Genomic DNA, 15,392 nt, shown 5'->3' with positions numbered 1-15,392 from the left:
GTGAAGGTTGGCTTAGCATTATCGGGTGGGGGAGCGCGTGGAATTGCCCACTTGGGCGTCTTAAAAGCTTTTGATGAACTTGGCATAAAAGTATCCATATTTTCCGGAGTAAGTTCCGGGGCTATAGTTTCGGTGTTTTATGCGGCGGGCTATAGTCCTGTTGAGATTCTGAAGCTTATAAAAGAGCTGAGTATTTTTAAGATCATTCGCCCCGCAATTGGTGAGGCTGGTTTGCTGCATTTGGATGAAGTAGAGAAACTATACAATAAATACCTCGGCGCCCATATTACTTTTGAAGAACTTAAGATTCCGGTTATCATTAGTGCTACAGAAATGAACGAAGGGGTTACCGTTTATTTCTCTACCGGCGAAATTATCAAGCCACTGATAGCATCCTCTGCAGTGCCTATACTATACCACCCAATCTCTTATCAGGGTAAACTACTCAACGATGGAGGTTTACTGAATAACTTGCCCTTAGATCCGCTGCATCAGAACTGTGATATAAAGATTGGGGTACACGTTAACCCGATCAATCATCAGGCAAAAGTAACCACCCTCCGGAGCATAGTAGAACGCACAGCACACCTTGCTATCACTAACAACGTTAAAATGCGCCTGCACCTATGTGATTTCCTGATTGAGCCACCTGAATTGAAATATTACCGGCTTATGAGCTACCGTAAGGCCGACGAACTCTTTGATATAGGATATCGCTACACTTTGCACCTGGAAAGGCACTTAAAGCACTTACTTGGAAAGTAAACCTTATCGTGTTGTTCTATAGTTTTAAACCGCAACAATAGCTGATTATATAATTATAATATTAGTAGATCCTTATCTATAGTTTGTATTATATTAATTTGTAAAAATTATAGTTAAAATTCGAATCTTATTATTTATGCTTCGTAAAAGGGTATATCCATAAATCACCTTACATTTTATGAAGCAAGTTATACTGCTGGTACTTTTTCTGCTAATTACGGTTTTTGTATTTGCACAGGAGAATGAGAGTTTTATGTTCCGGGCTAAGGTAAAACATGGCTCTATATTACTTGGTGGATCAGCCAGCGGCTTTGCCTACAAAACATCTGATAACCTGCATAACACGACGGGTGTGAAGGAGGATGGGCTTAAAATACAGGCGAACCTGAATGCTAAAAACGGCTATTTTATCATGAACGATCTTGCCATTGGCCTGAATTTGAATCTCTACCATGAAAGCACAAAAATAACTTCTGATCCGGAGCAGGAGCCTTTCAGGAAGACTTATTTTCTGGGCGGCCCTTTTGTGCGCTATTACCTGATTAATGGTGTGTTTGGTGAGGCAGGTGTTGGTTTAGGTAAACATAGCTTCTCTGATGGCTTTCAGTCTAACCTGCTAGAAGGAACGCTATCGGTTGGGTATGCTTTCTTTTTCAACGAAAAGTTTTCCATTGAGCCAATGTTATCTTTCCGGTATTTCAGGCAGAGCAAGGACGATAAAGTTTATACCACCATGGGGCCATTGGTAGGTGTAGGCTTTCAGTCGTATTTATTGCGTAAGAGGGCGCACGTAATAAAAATTGGTTTGTAATTGCGCCGTAATGTGTGTATTTATACAGCTTGATTTTATTAAATAAGCTGTTGCAGCTATATTAGCAGCTGCATATCTGTACACACCCACATGTTTGGAAAACTTTTAGCAAAACTAATCTTTAAAGTTGCCGGCTGGAAACTGAATGGCAACCTGACTCCTGAGAATCGCCGCTGTGTAATGGTGGCTGCACCGCACACCAGTAACTGGGATTTTATTTACGCCCGTGCTGCATTTTACCTGATGGAAGCTCCGATCCGCTTCACTATTAAAAAAGAATTCATGGCTTTCCCATTCGGGCCATTGCTCAAGGCAATGGGAGCCCTGCCTATAGACCGTTCTAAAAATACCAGAATGGTTGATGCCATGGTGCGTATTTTCAATGAAACGCCGGGCGATATGTGTGTGCTGGTAACACCGGAAGGCACGCGTAAATACCAACCTCGCTGGCGCCGTGGCTTTTATTATGTTGCCTTAGGGGCAGGCGTACCTATAGTTTTAGGTTACCTGGATTATGCCAAGAAAGAAGCCGGTGTTGGCCCAACTATTTACCCTACTGGCGATATTGAAGCTGATCTGGAGAAGATCATGGCATTCTATCGTACGAAAACAGCCAAGTTTCCGGAGAACGGAGTGCGGTAAGTTAGAAAGTTGGGAAGTTAAAAAGTTAGAAAGTGAATATAGAAGAACTGCGTGCGCTGTGCCTGGCTTTACCGGGTGTAACAGAAGATATTAAGTGGGGGGCAGACCTTTGCTTTTTAGTTGGTGAAAAGATGTTCTGTGTAACCAGTATAGATCCGCCTCACTCGGTTTCGTTTAAAGTGACTGACGAAGAGTTTGATGGAATGGTAGCCAGGCCGGGTATTATTCCAGCACCTTATATGGCTCGTAACAAATGGGTGAATGTGCAGGAGTGGAGTGTTCTTACTGATGCTGAGTGGAATAATTATGTTAAGCAGAGCTATGGTTTAGTAAAAGCAAAATTGCCTAAGAAAACACAGAAAGAGATTGATGCTATAGTTTAGAACTATAGTTGCTTGCATTAAAAAGGCTCCCAAACTATAGTTCGGGAGCCTTTTTATTTTATAGTTTACCTATAGGTTAAGCGATCTGTCTCAAGTCTACCGGGATAACTCTGGAGATACCAGCTTCAATCATGGTGATACCATACATTACATCGGTTGAGGCCATGGTGCGTTTGTTGTGCGTTACAACTATAAACTGCGAGTCGTTGGAGAAAGTACGGATGATGTTGTTAAACTTGTCAATGTTAGCATCATCCAGCGGTGCATCCACTTCATCAAAGATACAGAACGGAGCAGGCTTCAGCAGGTAGATTGCAAACAACAGTGAAATGGCCGTCAGCGTTTTCTCCCCACCCGAAAGCTGGTTTATAGTTAACGGACGCTTGCCTTTTGGTTGCGCCATGATCTCGATGCGCGAATCCAACGGGTTACTTGGATCTGTAATGACCAGGTCGCAGTTGTCTTCGTCGGTAAACAGGCTGCGGAACACGCGTATAAAGTTGCTCTTGATCTGGTTAAACGACTCTAGGAATTTCTCCTTAGCTACCGTATCGATTTCGTTGATGGTATCGATTAGCGTGTTTTTAGCGTTAACCAGGTCGTTGCGTTGCTCTGTAATAAACTTGTTACGTTCTTCTATCTCCACATAAGCTTCTGCGGCCATAGCATTAACAGGGCCCATTTTATCTATCGCAGTGCGCAGCTCAGAAATATACTTACCCAAGTCTTCGGTAACCATTTCTATAGTTTCATCGGCTGGCAGTTGCAGGTCGGTGGTTTCGATGTTAAACTCCACTGCCAGACGCTCCTGCACCGACACCAGCTTGATTTTAGTATCATTCAGGGTTTGCTGCATGCGCATCAGGAGTTCATCTGCGTTCTGGCGTTTGCGCTGCAGTTCGCGGATCATTTTGTCTTTCTCATCCAACTCCCCACGCAGGCTGAAGTATTTCTTTTCTATTTCCTCCAGTTCGTAGCCAAACTCCCGGCGGGCTTCAATCATCTGTTCAACTATAGCTTCGTTCTCCTCTATAAATGAGTTGGCTATCGTTATTTCATCCTCAGCCTTCGCCATTTCCTGCTTCAGGTTTTCGATGCGCTCCTGGTTTGTTTCAACCGTTTTCTGCTTATAACTGATCTCCTGTTGTAAGCTCGCAAAGCGGTTTTTGAGATGGTGAAACTGGATATTCTCCTGGTTATACATGCCGTTTATCACGGTAATCTGTTCCTGCTGGCGGTTCAGTTGCGATGTATAAACGGCCAGCTCTTCTTCCAGGCGCTTCAGTTCCAGTTGGTCTGTTTCAGCCACAGGCGACATTTCTAAAGCAAGTTTGCTGAGTTCGCTTTTGCGCTGTAGTAACTCTTCCTTCTTTTGGGTATAGTTATGGCGGTTCTGCTGGTGTTGCTCGTGCCGGATGCGGATCGTTAATAATTCCTGTTGTTGCTTGGCAACTTCACGTTCCAGTTCTTTTATACGGTCCTTCTGTGACTCACCCTTATAGTTTAATAGAATTTGCTGCTGGGTATTAACGCGGCTTTGCAGCAGGTCCGTTTGTTTCTCAAGCTCTGCAACCTCAACTGCTAAATCTTCCAGGTTCTTTTTGCGGCCTAAACGGTTTCCGTCCAGCACGCCAACCGAACCACCGGTTAAGCTCAACGGCTTTTTAATGGCTGAGCCGTCTTTCAGCAGTATAGTTTTATAGTCGATATCGTACAGGTCAACTTCATCGCTGATGTATACATTGTTGAGCATGTACTTCAACAGGTCGCTATATTTCTTGTCGGCTTTTACTACCTCATATGCAGCCTTCAGTTCGCCTTCCGTAAAGGTGGCTGTTGGCTCCAATTCTTCAATCTCTGAAAGAATGATAAAGTTTGCGCGGCCTTTATTCTGGCTCTTTAGCAGCTTCACAGCATGCAAGGCATCCTGCAGCTCATCCACTACAAAGAAGTTCATGTAAGGCTCCAGGTAGCTCTCTACAAGCCCTTTATACTCAGGTTCACAAACTATAATATCCGAAAGGAGAGGAGCAGGCTTTTGCCAGTCGCCGGACTGCGCAAGAAACTTGATCGCCTCTGGAAAGCCCTCCATGTTCTCAACAAGCGATTTGGTCAGCTGATACTGGTTTTGCTTGGCATCTCGGGTACGGTTCAGGTTTACAAGCTGCTCTTTTAGGGCCTCTATTTCCTGCTCCGTTTTCTCAATGTTTTGCAGCAGTATTTCTTCTTTTGCTTGCAGGTTTACCAGTTCAGTAGTTGTATTTTCTAAAAGCTCCTGCGCTTCCTGTAATTGTTCTGCCAGTAGTTGCGCATCTTCATCGGCAGTAAGCTGTTGCTGTTCCATGCGCTCCAGGTCAGCAACTATGGATTGTATCTGCACATTGCTTATCTCCAGTTGCTTGTGGTGCTGGAAAACAGCGTTCTGCTTGTCGCGGTGCTGCAGGCTCAGGTCTTGGAAAGAATCCTGTAATGCTTGCTTCTGTTCGTTTGCCTCTTGCAGCTGCTCTCTTAGCGCCTGAACCTGCTCTTCGGCAGTACCAAACTGCTCCTGCACAGCTTCCAGTTCTTCACGTAGCTCCACTATACTGTCCTGTATATGTTCTACGTTCGATGCATCCTGGCTTATCTGTTGGCGAAGCTGCGTGATGCGCTCTTTCAGGTAGGTGCTTCTTTCCGCTTTTAATTTAATATCGTTTTCCAGCTGGCGCAGTTTAGCAGTCTGCACCTGCATGGTTTTCTGCATTTCGCCGAGCTGTTCCTGCGTGCGATTCAGTTCTTCTTTCTGATCGGCAATGGCGTCTTCTGCTTCAGTTACAGCAACAACATATTCCTCTTTCAGGGTAGTTTCGCGCTGCACATCCTGCTCCAGACGCTCCATGGTTTGCTGGTACTGGCTTATATTGCGACGGGCAAACTCCAGGCTATGCTTCTTATAGTCTTCCTTTAACTGAAAGTACTTTATCGCCTGTTTGGCCTGGCGCTCCAGCGTTTTCATGTTCTTGCCGATCTCGAACAACACGTCTTCAACGCGTTCCAGGTCGGCGTCAGTTTCTTCCAGTTTTTTCAGCGTCTGTTTTTTACGGACACGGAATTTGGAAATACCGGCAGCTTCTTCAAACAGCAGGCGGCGCGAGTTTTCCTTATCGTTCAGGATCTCGTCCACCATCTTCAACTCTATGATCGCATAGCTATCTGAGCCGATACCAGTATCTAGGAAGAGTTCATTGATATCTTTCAGGCGGCAGGGAACACCGTTCAGCATGTATTCGCTATCGCCGGAGCGGTGGTAGCGGCGTGTAACAGTTACCTGGGAGTATTCAGTAGGCAGAATGCCTTTGTTGTTATCAAAGGTGATGGAAACTTCGGCCATCTGCACCGGTTTGCGTGTTTTGGAGCCGTTGAATATCACGTTCTCCATTTTATCGGAGCGCAGGTTACGGGTTTTCTGCTCACCCAATACCCAACGAATGGCATCTACTACGTTAGATTTACCGCAGCCGTTAGGGCCCACAATTCCTGTTATTCCTTCATCGAAGTTGATGACCACGCGGTCGCCAAAACTCTTAAAGCCTTTAATTTCTAATCTTGATACTTGCATCCGCTAAAAGCCGAAAATCTGAATTCCAATCTCAAAAATAAGACTATTTCTCGTATGTAAGACAGAGTATGTGCGGATTAAACTATAGATTTTATGATTTCTATCGTTTACTAAACTATAGGTTTAGTAGAGGAGGATTTATACTATAAAATTGCTATATTTGATTACACTACGAACAGATGGAAGATTTCAAGGTCATATTTTATATACTGCTGGCAATCGGCTATTTCATTTTTAACTTCTACAGAAAGAATTTTAAAGAAGATAACAGCCAGCCAAAGAAGTTTAGGGATGAAAATGCGCCGCCTGTGCAGCGCCCGCAGCAACGACCACCTGTGCCGGTTACATCTTTCGAAGACATTCTCCGTGAACTACAGCCTAAAATGGAGCAGGCTAAATCCGTAACCAAAACTATAGTTGAACCCAAGCGACCTGTGCCTATACCAGAGCCGGTTTACAAAGTAAGCAAGTATGAACACAGCCGTCCGGAAGCTGTATCGCTTGAGAGAACTGTAAAGAAACGCCCGGATATTGCCAACCACGATTCTTTTGGAGCCTATAGTATAAAGCCAACCACTACACTCCGCCGATTTGACCCTTCCATTCTTCGCAATCCGCAAACGGCAAGAGATGCATTTATTCTATCCGAAATCTTTAACAGGAGATATTAATTGTTGATTGTTAAATTGTTGATTGCTACAATGAGTAATCAGGATGTCTAAAATTGTTCAACAAGATTCTACTCACTCAAACACTCATTCAATCAACATTGAATTATTGCAGTCCGCTACCTTGGGTCAGGGCAAACGTTAGGATGTTAGCACCCATTTGTAAGGCTTCGCGGCGTTTGTTTTCCGGGTCGTTGTGTACTTCTGCATCTTCCCAGCCGTTCCCTAAATCGGTTTCGTAACTATAGAAACATATTAAACGCCCTTGGTGTATGATGCCAAAGCCCTGTGGCGGTTTGTTATCATGCTCGTGTATCTTGGGAAGGCCGTTCTTGAAAGTATACTTCTGCTTATAAATCGGATGGTCGAAGGGGAGTTCAACAAACTCATATTCGGGAAATACCTTTTTCATTTCTTTCCGGATGTATTTGTCCAGGCCATAGTTATCGTCTATGTGCAGGAAGCCGCCACTTACCAGATAGTTACGCAGGTTCTGTGCTTCAGCATCTGAGAAAACTACATTTCCATGGCCTGTCATATGCACAAAGGGATACGTGAACAGTTCCGGGCTGCCAACTTCTACTACATCCTCATCGGGCTTTATGTTCATGTTCAGGTTCTGATTGCAAAACTTGATCAGGTTGGGCAGGGAGGTTTTATTGGCATACCAGTCGCCACCGCCATTATATTTTAATTTGGCAATTTTTAAACTATAGCGCTGCGCCATGGCAGGCATAGCAAGTAAAACTATAAGCAGCAGGAGCAGGGTTCGTTTCATAAACTATAGTTGTAGTATATCAGTCTAACGCTGAATAGATTTCGTGTAGTACCTGTAACGTATGGCAAGCCACTAGCGCTGCCGTTTCGGTGCGCAATCGGCTATCGCCAAGCGTAACCGGCCGGATGCCTGCCTTATAAGCTGCCTGAATTTCTGCTTCAGAAAAATCCCCCTCTGGTCCGATCATAATGCAATGGGGTTTATTTACCTGAAAGTAATGCTTAATAGACTTAGTTGCATCTTCTTCTAAATGAGCAATAAATGTATGTTGAGGTTGGGCTTTGGAAATGAATTTATGGAACGGGGCCAGGTCATGCAATAGCGGTAAATAACCCTTTTGTGACTGCTTCATAGCGCTTATCGCGATCTTCTCCAGTCTGTCAAGCCGCAGCTGCCTGCGCTCTGAATGTTCGCATAGCAGGAAGGTAATTTCACTCACGCCAATTTCAACGGCCTTCTCTACAAACCACTCCATGCGGTCCAGGTTCTTTGTAGGGGCTACAGCTATATGCGAGACATAAGGCAGCTTCCCGTACTCGATCTGCTTATCTATAACCTGCAGCTGGCATTTTTTCTGGTTAGCATCCTGGATTACGGCCGTATATAGCCCGCCCACACCATCTATCAAATAAACGGTATCGCCCTGTTGCAGGCGTAGTACACGTGTGCAGTGTTTCGACTCTTCCTCGCTAAGGGTGTAAAATTCTGAGCTGATATCGGGTGTATAAAACAGGTGCACGTTTCTTTAATTATGAATTAGTAATGATGAATTATGAGTTGAGTTCTCTGCTGACCTTCTTCCAGCATCCTAACTATAGTTACGAAACTATAAAATTTATGCTGATGCCGATGTAAAAATATGAAAGCCCCGCTACTTAAGGCAACGGGGCTTTCAGGAGGTAATTTTATAGTTCTTAGTTAGTTGCCACAGCTACCTGTGGTGCTCCGGCTAAAATATCATCATTCGCATACTCAGCGTATTTGCTGAAGTTTTTCACGAACTTAGAAGCCAGGTCACTTGCTTTGGCATCGTACTCTTCCTTGTTAGCCCAGGTGTTACGTGGGTTCAGGATCTCAGCAGGTACGTTAGGGCAGCTATCCGGCATTTCTACACCAAAAATAGGGTGCTTGGTAAAGCTTACATCATTCAGCTCGCCGTTCAGGGCAGCTGTGATCATGGCACGGGTGTAAGGCAGCTTCATGCGCGAACCAACACCGTAAGGACCACCTGTCCAGCCTGTGTTAACCAGCCATACATTTACGTTGTTTTCTTCCATTTTCTTACCAAGCATCTCCGCATATTTAGTTGGGTGCAGTGGCAGGAAAGCGGCGCCGAAGCAGGCAGAGAACGTAGTTTGTGGTTCTGTAATACCAACCTCAGTACCGGCAACTTTAGCTGTGTAACCAGAAATGAAGTGGTACATGGCCTGGCTTGCGTTAAGTTTAGAGATTGGAGGCAGCACACCAAAGGCATCTGCAGTTAGGAAGAAGATGTTTTTCGGAATATCAGCTCTCGACGGCTCAATGGCGTTATCGATGTGGTTGATAGGGTAGGCAGTACGTGTATTCTCTGTTACAGCGCTGTTTGTATAGTCTACTGTGCGGGTGCCTTCAGCAAAACGCGTGTTCTCAACTATAGCTCCGAATTTAATGGCATCCCAGATCTGTGGTTCTTTCTCTCTTGTCAGGTCGATTACTTTCGCGTAGCAACCACCCTCAAAGTTGAATACGGAGTCGGCAGCCCAGCCGTGCTCGTCATCACCGATCAGGCCGCGGTTAGGGTCAGCAGAAAGGGTTGTTTTACCAGTACCGGACAGGCCGAAGAAAATAGCAGTGTCGCCGTCTTTACCTACGTTGGCAGAGCAGTGCATCGACAGGGTGTTCTTTTCGTGTGGCAGGATATAGTTCAGCACACCAAAAATGCCCTTCTTCATTTCGCCGGCATAGCCTGTACCACCGATCAGGATCATGTTCTTGGTGAAGTTGATGATGGCGAAGTTAGCCTGGCGGGTGCCGTCCACTTCCGGATCGGCCTGAAACTCAGGGGCACAGATAATCGTAAACTCAGGGTTGTGATTTGCCAACTCTTCTTCGGTCAGGCGCAGGAACATGTTGTTACAGAATAAGTTCTGCCACGCCTGTGTGTTAACGATGCGCAGATTCAGACGGTATTCCGGGTGAGCACCTGCGTAAGCGTCACGTACATACAGTTTTTTGTCTTTCAGGAAATCGACCATTTTAGCTTGTAGCTGGTCAAATTTCTCCGGATCAAAAGCAATGTTAATGTCTCCCCACCAAACAGAGTTTTCTGTTTTAGCGTCTTTTACTACGAAGCGGTCTTTAGGAGAACGGCCGGTAAATTTGCCGGTATCACACATTAAAGCGCCGGTGTCAGTCAGGTAACCTTCGCCATTTTTAACGGCTTCTTCTACCAGCTCAGCCGGGCTCAGGTTCCATAGCACTTCCTTCGCTTCCTTAATACCTAAGCTGTCTAAACCTACTGCATTAGATTTATGTCCAGATTCTTTCATTTGAATTTTTTGGGTTAATTGAAATAAGGTGGTGTTTTGCTTATAAAGGTACAAAAATATCAAAAATTATATATCTACATAAGTGTTACGATATTTATATCTGCGCGGTGCACCCGACACACTATAAAACGAAAATATTTTGCTGTTTGTCGCTAATCTAATATATTTACCTTCTTTGTAAGTAAGCTTATCTATTGTTAACTAAACAATCAACTAATCTAACTCTATGTCTGTTAACCTTCAACCTACCGATGCTGCGGTGGATAAAGAGAATCTAAAACATCCTAAAGGGCTGTACCTGTTGTTCTTTACAGAGCTATGGGAACGCTTCAGCTACTACGGTATGCGCGGCCTTTTGATGCTATATCTGACAAAAACTGCCTTGGAAGGCGGTTTGGGGTACAGTGTAGCCGACGCAGCATTAATTTACGGGTACTTTACCGGTTTCGTATATTTTACGCCTATCATAGGTGGTTGGTTGGCCGATAAATACCTGGGGCACCGCAAAGCCATTTTAATAGGGGGGGTGCTGATGGCACTTGGCCAGTTCAGCTTGTTCTCTACGCCTTATGTAGGCATGGTAGAGATGACGTACCTAGGCCTGTTCCTCCTTATCATTGGTAACGGTTTCTTTAAGCCAAATATTTCATCTATAGTTGGTAACCTGTATGCGCAAGGCGACCCACGCCGCGATTCAGCGTTCACCATCTTTTACATGGGTATCAACATCGGTGCCTTTTTCGCGCCGTTAGTGTGCGGTTTCCTTGCCGAAGACTACTTCGCAACAAAGGCTGTAGTTAATGGTGTAGAGACAGTAACAAACTATGGTTTCCAGTACGGCTTCCTGGCTGCCGGTATCGGTATGGTGATCGGTCAGGTTGTGTTTAACGCGTTAGCTCCTAAATTACTTGGTGACTTGGGCTTAAAACCTGTTAAAGCAGAAAACGATGCCTCTGGTAAGCCGGTTAAAAAAGACAAGCTAACAAAAGAGGAGATCGATCGCGTTTCGGTTATCTTCATCATTTCTATCTTTGTTATCTTCTTCTGGGCTGGTTTTGAGCAGGCCGGTAGCTCGTTAACGGTTTACACCGACAAATACATCGACCGTGAAGTATTCGGTTACCTTATCCCGACTTCGTGGTTCCAGTCTGTTAACCCATTGTTTATAGTTATGTTTGCTCCTCTTACTGCGCAGATTTGGTTATACCTGGGTAAACGTGGCAAAGACCTGAGCATCCCTACTAAGATGGGTCTGGGTATGATTCTATTGGGTGTTGGTTTCTTCTTTATGGTAGGTGCTGTTATGCAGCGCGGAGGCGTAGAGGACGATACAATAAAAGCAAGCATTATGTGGTTGCTGGCAACTTACTTCTTCCACACTATCGGTGAGCTTTGTCTTTCTCCTATCGGTCTGTCGATGGTGACACGTTTAGCGCCTGTTACGCTGGTATCGATGCTGATGGGTGTTTGGTTCCTGGCGCCGTTTGTGGCTCAGATCGCCGGTGGTTACATTGCCTCATATGTAGAAGAGCTTGGTGCCTTAACCATTTTCTCTGCAATCGGTGGCTTTGTTATCTTAGCAGGTTTGATCCTGATCGCACTTACCAAAAAGCTGATGTACATGATGCACGGCCGCGGCTAACCATTCATAAATATTTTATAGAAGGGCCCTGCTATTAGTTAGCAGGGCCTTTTTTATGTGACTAATTTCCTTCTGTTGGAGCTTCATAACACAGGCCGTTTACTCCTTGTATGCACCGCTCTTGTCTGGCAATACTTCAATTTTAAATTTAGTCTATAGCCTAATTTTTACTTTTCATTAATGTTTTCTTTTTCCCGAAAGTGTCAGCAGTTACTGCTTGTGCTTTCTAGTACAGTACTTTTCCTGCCAGAGTACTGCCGAATCGCCGGACCTGTTTTTCCGGAACCTCAAACTATAGTTTACAAAATTCAGAAAGGCAAACATAGTGCTGTCGCGCCATTTGTTATCCGATCAACCAATACTTTAAAATTTGAAGAGACCTTTAATGGCAGTGCTGTTTATCAGACAAGAAATCTGGCAAATCTGGCCGATATTAATAAGCTTTATGGCATTGCTGACTGTGGTACAGAGCACCATAATAACAGTGCACGCTTTGGCTAGCGTTGGTACAACAATAAACTGGAGATCCATGCCTATACCTATCTGGACAAAGAAAGGAGGTCTGAACTGTTAGGAGTGGTAGAGTTAAACAAAACCTATAGTTACGGAATCAGGATGGAGGAGAGCACCTATATCTTTACGCTTGGCGATAAGAGTGTAACGCTACCAAGGGGTTGCAGCAGGCCTGCTGTTGGCTATCAACTATATCCCTATTTTGGCGGAGATGAAACAGCACCACATAATATAACTATAGCCATTAAGGAGTTAGGAGTTAAAAAGTTAGAAAAGTGTAAGTTATAAAGTTGAAAGCATGAACTGTAACTCTACGACCTTTGACTAAGCTATAGTTCAACTTAATTCTAACTTCTTACATCCTATATCATAATTCTTTAGTAAAGAAAAAGCCCCTGCAGCAAATGCTACAAGGGCTCTTCTATTTTATACTATGGGATGTCGGATTACATCATGCCGCCCATACCGCCCATGCCACCTGGCATAGCTGGAGCAGCGCCCTCTTCAGCAGGCTCTTCAGAAACTACACACTCTGTAGTTAACAGAAGACCAGCGATAGAAGCAGCGTTCTCTAAAGCAAGACGGGTAACCTTAGTTGGGTCGATGATACCGGCTGCAAACATGTTCTCATATTTGTCGTCGCGGGCGTTGTAGCCATAGTCAGCTTTACCTTCGCGAACAGCCTGTACCACAACTGAACCTTCGCCACCAGCGTTAGAAACGATTGTTCTAAGCGGAGCTTCCAGAGCAGTTTTAATGATGCTTACACCAGTCTGCTCATCAGCGTTGTAAACGTCGATGTTATTCAGGGCATCCAGCGCACGGATCAGGGCAACGCCACCACCAGCTACGATACCTTCTTCAACAGCAGCTCTTGTAGCGTGCAGCGCATCATCTACGCGGTCTTTCTTCTCTTTCATCTCAACTTCTGTAGAAGCACCGATGTAAAGGATAGCCACACCTCCAGAAAGCTTCGCTAAACGCTCCTGAAGTTTCTCTCTGTCGTAATCAGATGTAGTTGATTCCATCTGAGACTTGATTTGGTTGATACGAGCAGTGATATCATCTTTAGAACCAGCACCATTTACGAGTGTAGTGTTGTCTTTGTCGATGATCACTTTTTCTGCTTTACCAAGATACTCGATAGAAGCGTTCTCCAGTTTGTAGCCGCGCTCTTCAGAGATAACCGTACCACCAGTCAGGATAGCGATATCTTCCAGCATAGCTTTTCTTCTGTCGCCAAAGCCAGGAGCTTTAACAGCAGCAATTTTCAGAGAACCACGCAGTTTGTTAACTACCAGTGTAGCAAGTGCTTCACCGTCAACATCCTCAGCAATGATTACAAGGCCTTTACCAGTCTGAACCACCTGCTCCAGTACAGGAAGCAGTTCTTTCATAGTAGAAACTTTCTTGTCGTAGATCAGGATGTATGGGTTGTCGAAGTCCGCTTCCATCTTCTCCGCGTTCGTTACGAAGTATGGAGACAGGTAACCGCGGTCAAACTGCATACCTTCTACAGTCTTCACCTCAGTTTCAGTACCTTTTGCTTCTTCAACCGTGATAACGCCATCTTTACCAACTTTATCCATCGCATCGGCAATCATTTTACCGATTTCTGAGTCGTTGTTAGCAGAGATAGTACCTACCTGAGCAATTTCAGATGAGTTCTCGATCTTTTTAGACTGTGAGCGCAGGTTCTCAACTACAGCGTTAACAGCCTTGTCGATACCACGCTTCAGGTCCATTGGATTAGCACCAGCTGCTACGTTCTTAATACCGGCAGTGTAAATAGCCTGTGCCAGTACAGTAGCTGTAGTAGTACCATCACCCGCCTGGTCAGCAGTTTTAGAAGCAACTTCTTTTACCAGTTGTGCACCCATGTTTTCGATCGCGTCTTTCAGTTCGATCTCTTTCGCTACTGAAACGCCGTCTTTTGTGATAGTTGGGGCACCAAATTTCTTGTCAATGATTACGTTGCGGCCTTTAGGACCTAAAGTAACTTTTACAGCATTCGCCAGTTTGTCTACACCGGCTTTAATTTTGCCACGTGCATCGGCATCAAATGTGATGTTCTTAGCCATAGTTTATATGATCTGATTAAGTTTAAAGATTGGTTGAGATTAAAGTACTGCCAGAATATCAGACTCGCGCATGATCAGGTAATCGCCACCGTCTACTGAGATTTCAGTACCTGCATATTTGCCATACAACACTTGGTCACCTACTTTAACCTGTGGCTTCATAAGGGTACCTTGCTCAGATACTTTACCTTCGCCAACGGCTACTACCTCACCACGCTGTGGTTTTTCTTTAGCAGTATCCGGAATAATGATACCAGACTTGGTCTTTTCTTCGGCTGCAGCAGGAGCTACAATTACTCTGTCTGCTAATGGTTTAATGCTGATTGACATAGTTTGTTAATGTTATTTAGTTTTATGGTTTATAGTTTAAAATTATAACCGCATGTGTTCTATCATTTCCTGTGCCAAGCCTCTTTTTAGCTCATTTCAAGCCAATTTTTCAGTATAAGCACCTGTCAGGCCTGACAAATCTGTCATTTTATGACATACCCGGGAACTTTTTAAGATAGAAGCAGAGCAAGGGTGGCAGCTATAGGAAACAAAAAAGCCAACCTGATTCAGGTTGGCTTACTTGATATATGCTGTTATGGTTTTGCTTATTGGTTATTAGCAGTGTCGATCATGGTTGGGATCTCTGCAGCATCCGGAATAGCAGCTGTTGTATCAGAGATAGCTGGCGCAGCAGGGGCTCCTGGCAATGCAGACTGACGCGCACGCTGTTCGTTCACGCTTGATCCTACAGATGTTTCGTTAGCAGAGCCAACTAACATGTGTGTACCCAATGTTAATACCACCAGGGCAATTGCAAAACCCCAGGTTAATTTCTCTAATAGGTCACCAGTACGTTTTACACCCATAAGCTGGCTGGTGCTGCCTCCGAACTGGCTTGAAAGTCCGCCTCCTTTAGGGTTTTGTGCTAGCACAACCAGAATTAGCAACACGCAAATGAAAACGATAATACTGATAAGGGCGATGTACAT

Annotated in this window: 14 protein-coding genes; 7 read left to right on the top strand and 7 right to left on the bottom strand. The window is 44.6% G+C overall.

Annotated elements, in window-relative coordinates; genetic code table 11:
• From GXP69_RS14330 to GXP69_RS14315, 4 genes are all read left to right on the top strand, one after another.
• Positions 1–765 carry a patatin-like phospholipase family protein gene (locus GXP69_RS14330; protein ID WP_163915765.1) on the top strand — a complete coding sequence of 255 codons (765 nt, stop codon included), beginning with the start codon at positions 1–3 and terminating at the stop codon, positions 763–765.
• A 178-nt stretch (positions 766–943) separates the two neighbouring features.
• Positions 944–1,576, top strand: a complete 633-nt coding sequence (locus GXP69_RS14325) for an autotransporter outer membrane beta-barrel domain-containing protein (RefSeq protein WP_163915764.1) — start codon at positions 944–946, stop codon at positions 1,574–1,576.
• Between the two features lie 90 nt (positions 1,577–1,666).
• A complete protein-coding gene (locus GXP69_RS14320) occupies positions 1,667–2,218 on the top strand; it encodes a 1-acyl-sn-glycerol-3-phosphate acyltransferase (RefSeq protein ID WP_163915763.1) in 552 nt (183 codons plus the stop codon).
• Between the two features lie 32 nt (positions 2,219–2,250).
• Positions 2,251–2,601, top strand: a complete 351-nt coding sequence (locus tag GXP69_RS14315; protein WP_163915762.1) for an MmcQ/YjbR family DNA-binding protein — start codon at positions 2,251–2,253, stop codon at positions 2,599–2,601.
• Between the two features lie 76 nt (positions 2,602–2,677).
• On the opposite strand, the gene smc is transcribed toward GXP69_RS14315, so the two are convergent.
• On the bottom strand, positions 2,678–6,199 hold the full coding sequence (gene smc / locus GXP69_RS14310; protein WP_163915761.1) for a chromosome segregation protein SMC: 3,522 nt from the start codon (positions 6,197–6,199) through the stop codon (positions 2,678–2,680).
• A 179-nt stretch (positions 6,200–6,378) separates the two neighbouring features.
• Between smc and GXP69_RS14305 the strand changes: the two genes are divergently transcribed.
• Positions 6,379–6,870: a hypothetical protein gene (locus tag GXP69_RS14305; RefSeq protein WP_163915760.1), complete on the top strand. Its 492-nt coding sequence runs from the start codon at positions 6,379–6,381 to the stop codon at positions 6,868–6,870.
• A gap of 103 nt (positions 6,871–6,973) precedes the next feature.
• On the opposite strand, the gene GXP69_RS14300 is transcribed toward GXP69_RS14305, so the two are convergent.
• The 3 genes from GXP69_RS14300 to pckA all read right to left on the bottom strand — a co-directional run bounded on the left by GXP69_RS14300 (position 6,974) and on the right by pckA (position 10,176).
• Positions 6,974–7,645, bottom strand: a complete 672-nt coding sequence (locus GXP69_RS14300) for a DUF4159 domain-containing protein (RefSeq protein WP_163915759.1) — start codon at positions 7,643–7,645, stop codon at positions 6,974–6,976.
• Between the two features lie 19 nt (positions 7,646–7,664).
• Positions 7,665–8,384: a 16S rRNA (uracil(1498)-N(3))-methyltransferase gene (locus tag GXP69_RS14295; protein WP_163915758.1), complete on the bottom strand. Its 720-nt coding sequence runs from the start codon at positions 8,382–8,384 to the stop codon at positions 7,665–7,667.
• 175 nt (positions 8,385–8,559) lie between these two features.
• On the bottom strand, positions 8,560–10,176 hold the full coding sequence (pckA, locus tag GXP69_RS14290; RefSeq protein ID WP_163915757.1) for a phosphoenolpyruvate carboxykinase (ATP): 1,617 nt from the start codon (positions 10,174–10,176) through the stop codon (positions 8,560–8,562).
• Positions 10,177–10,402: 226 nt separating this feature from the next.
• On the opposite strand from pckA, the gene GXP69_RS14285 reads away from it, so the two are divergent.
• Both GXP69_RS14285 and GXP69_RS14280 read left to right on the top strand, forming a co-directional pair.
• The gene (locus tag GXP69_RS14285; protein ID WP_163915756.1) at positions 10,403–11,818 is read left to right on the top strand and encodes a peptide MFS transporter; all 1,416 of its coding nucleotides are present in this window, start codon (positions 10,403–10,405) and stop codon (positions 11,816–11,818) included.
• Between the two features lie 180 nt (positions 11,819–11,998).
• Positions 11,999–12,319 carry a hypothetical protein gene (locus GXP69_RS14280; protein ID WP_163915755.1) on the top strand — a complete coding sequence of 107 codons (321 nt, stop codon included), beginning with the start codon at positions 11,999–12,001 and terminating at the stop codon, positions 12,317–12,319.
• A 458-nt stretch (positions 12,320–12,777) separates the two neighbouring features.
• Here the strand turns inward: GXP69_RS14280 and groL are convergent, their stop codons facing one another.
• The 3 genes from groL to secG all read right to left on the bottom strand — a co-directional run bounded on the left by groL (position 12,778) and on the right by secG (position 15,392).
• Positions 12,778–14,412, bottom strand: coding sequence for a chaperonin GroEL (groL, locus tag GXP69_RS14275; protein ID WP_163915754.1), 1,635 nt, complete (start codon positions 14,410–14,412; stop codon positions 12,778–12,780).
• 39 nt (positions 14,413–14,451) lie between these two features.
• The gene (gene groES, locus GXP69_RS14270; RefSeq protein WP_204282044.1) at positions 14,452–14,742 is read right to left on the bottom strand and encodes a co-chaperone GroES; all 291 of its coding nucleotides are present in this window, start codon (positions 14,740–14,742) and stop codon (positions 14,452–14,454) included.
• A gap of 266 nt (positions 14,743–15,008) precedes the next feature.
• The gene (secG, locus tag GXP69_RS14265; protein WP_163915753.1) at positions 15,009–15,392 is read right to left on the bottom strand and encodes a preprotein translocase subunit SecG; all 384 of its coding nucleotides are present in this window, start codon (positions 15,390–15,392) and stop codon (positions 15,009–15,011) included.

This window comes from Pontibacter burrus (genome assembly GCF_010686685.1).
GTDB lineage: Bacteria > Bacteroidota > Bacteroidia > Cytophagales > Hymenobacteraceae > Pontibacter > Pontibacter burrus.
The sequence above is the reverse complement of the archived record's forward strand: the minus strand, read 5'-3'. Positions and strand labels throughout refer to the sequence as shown.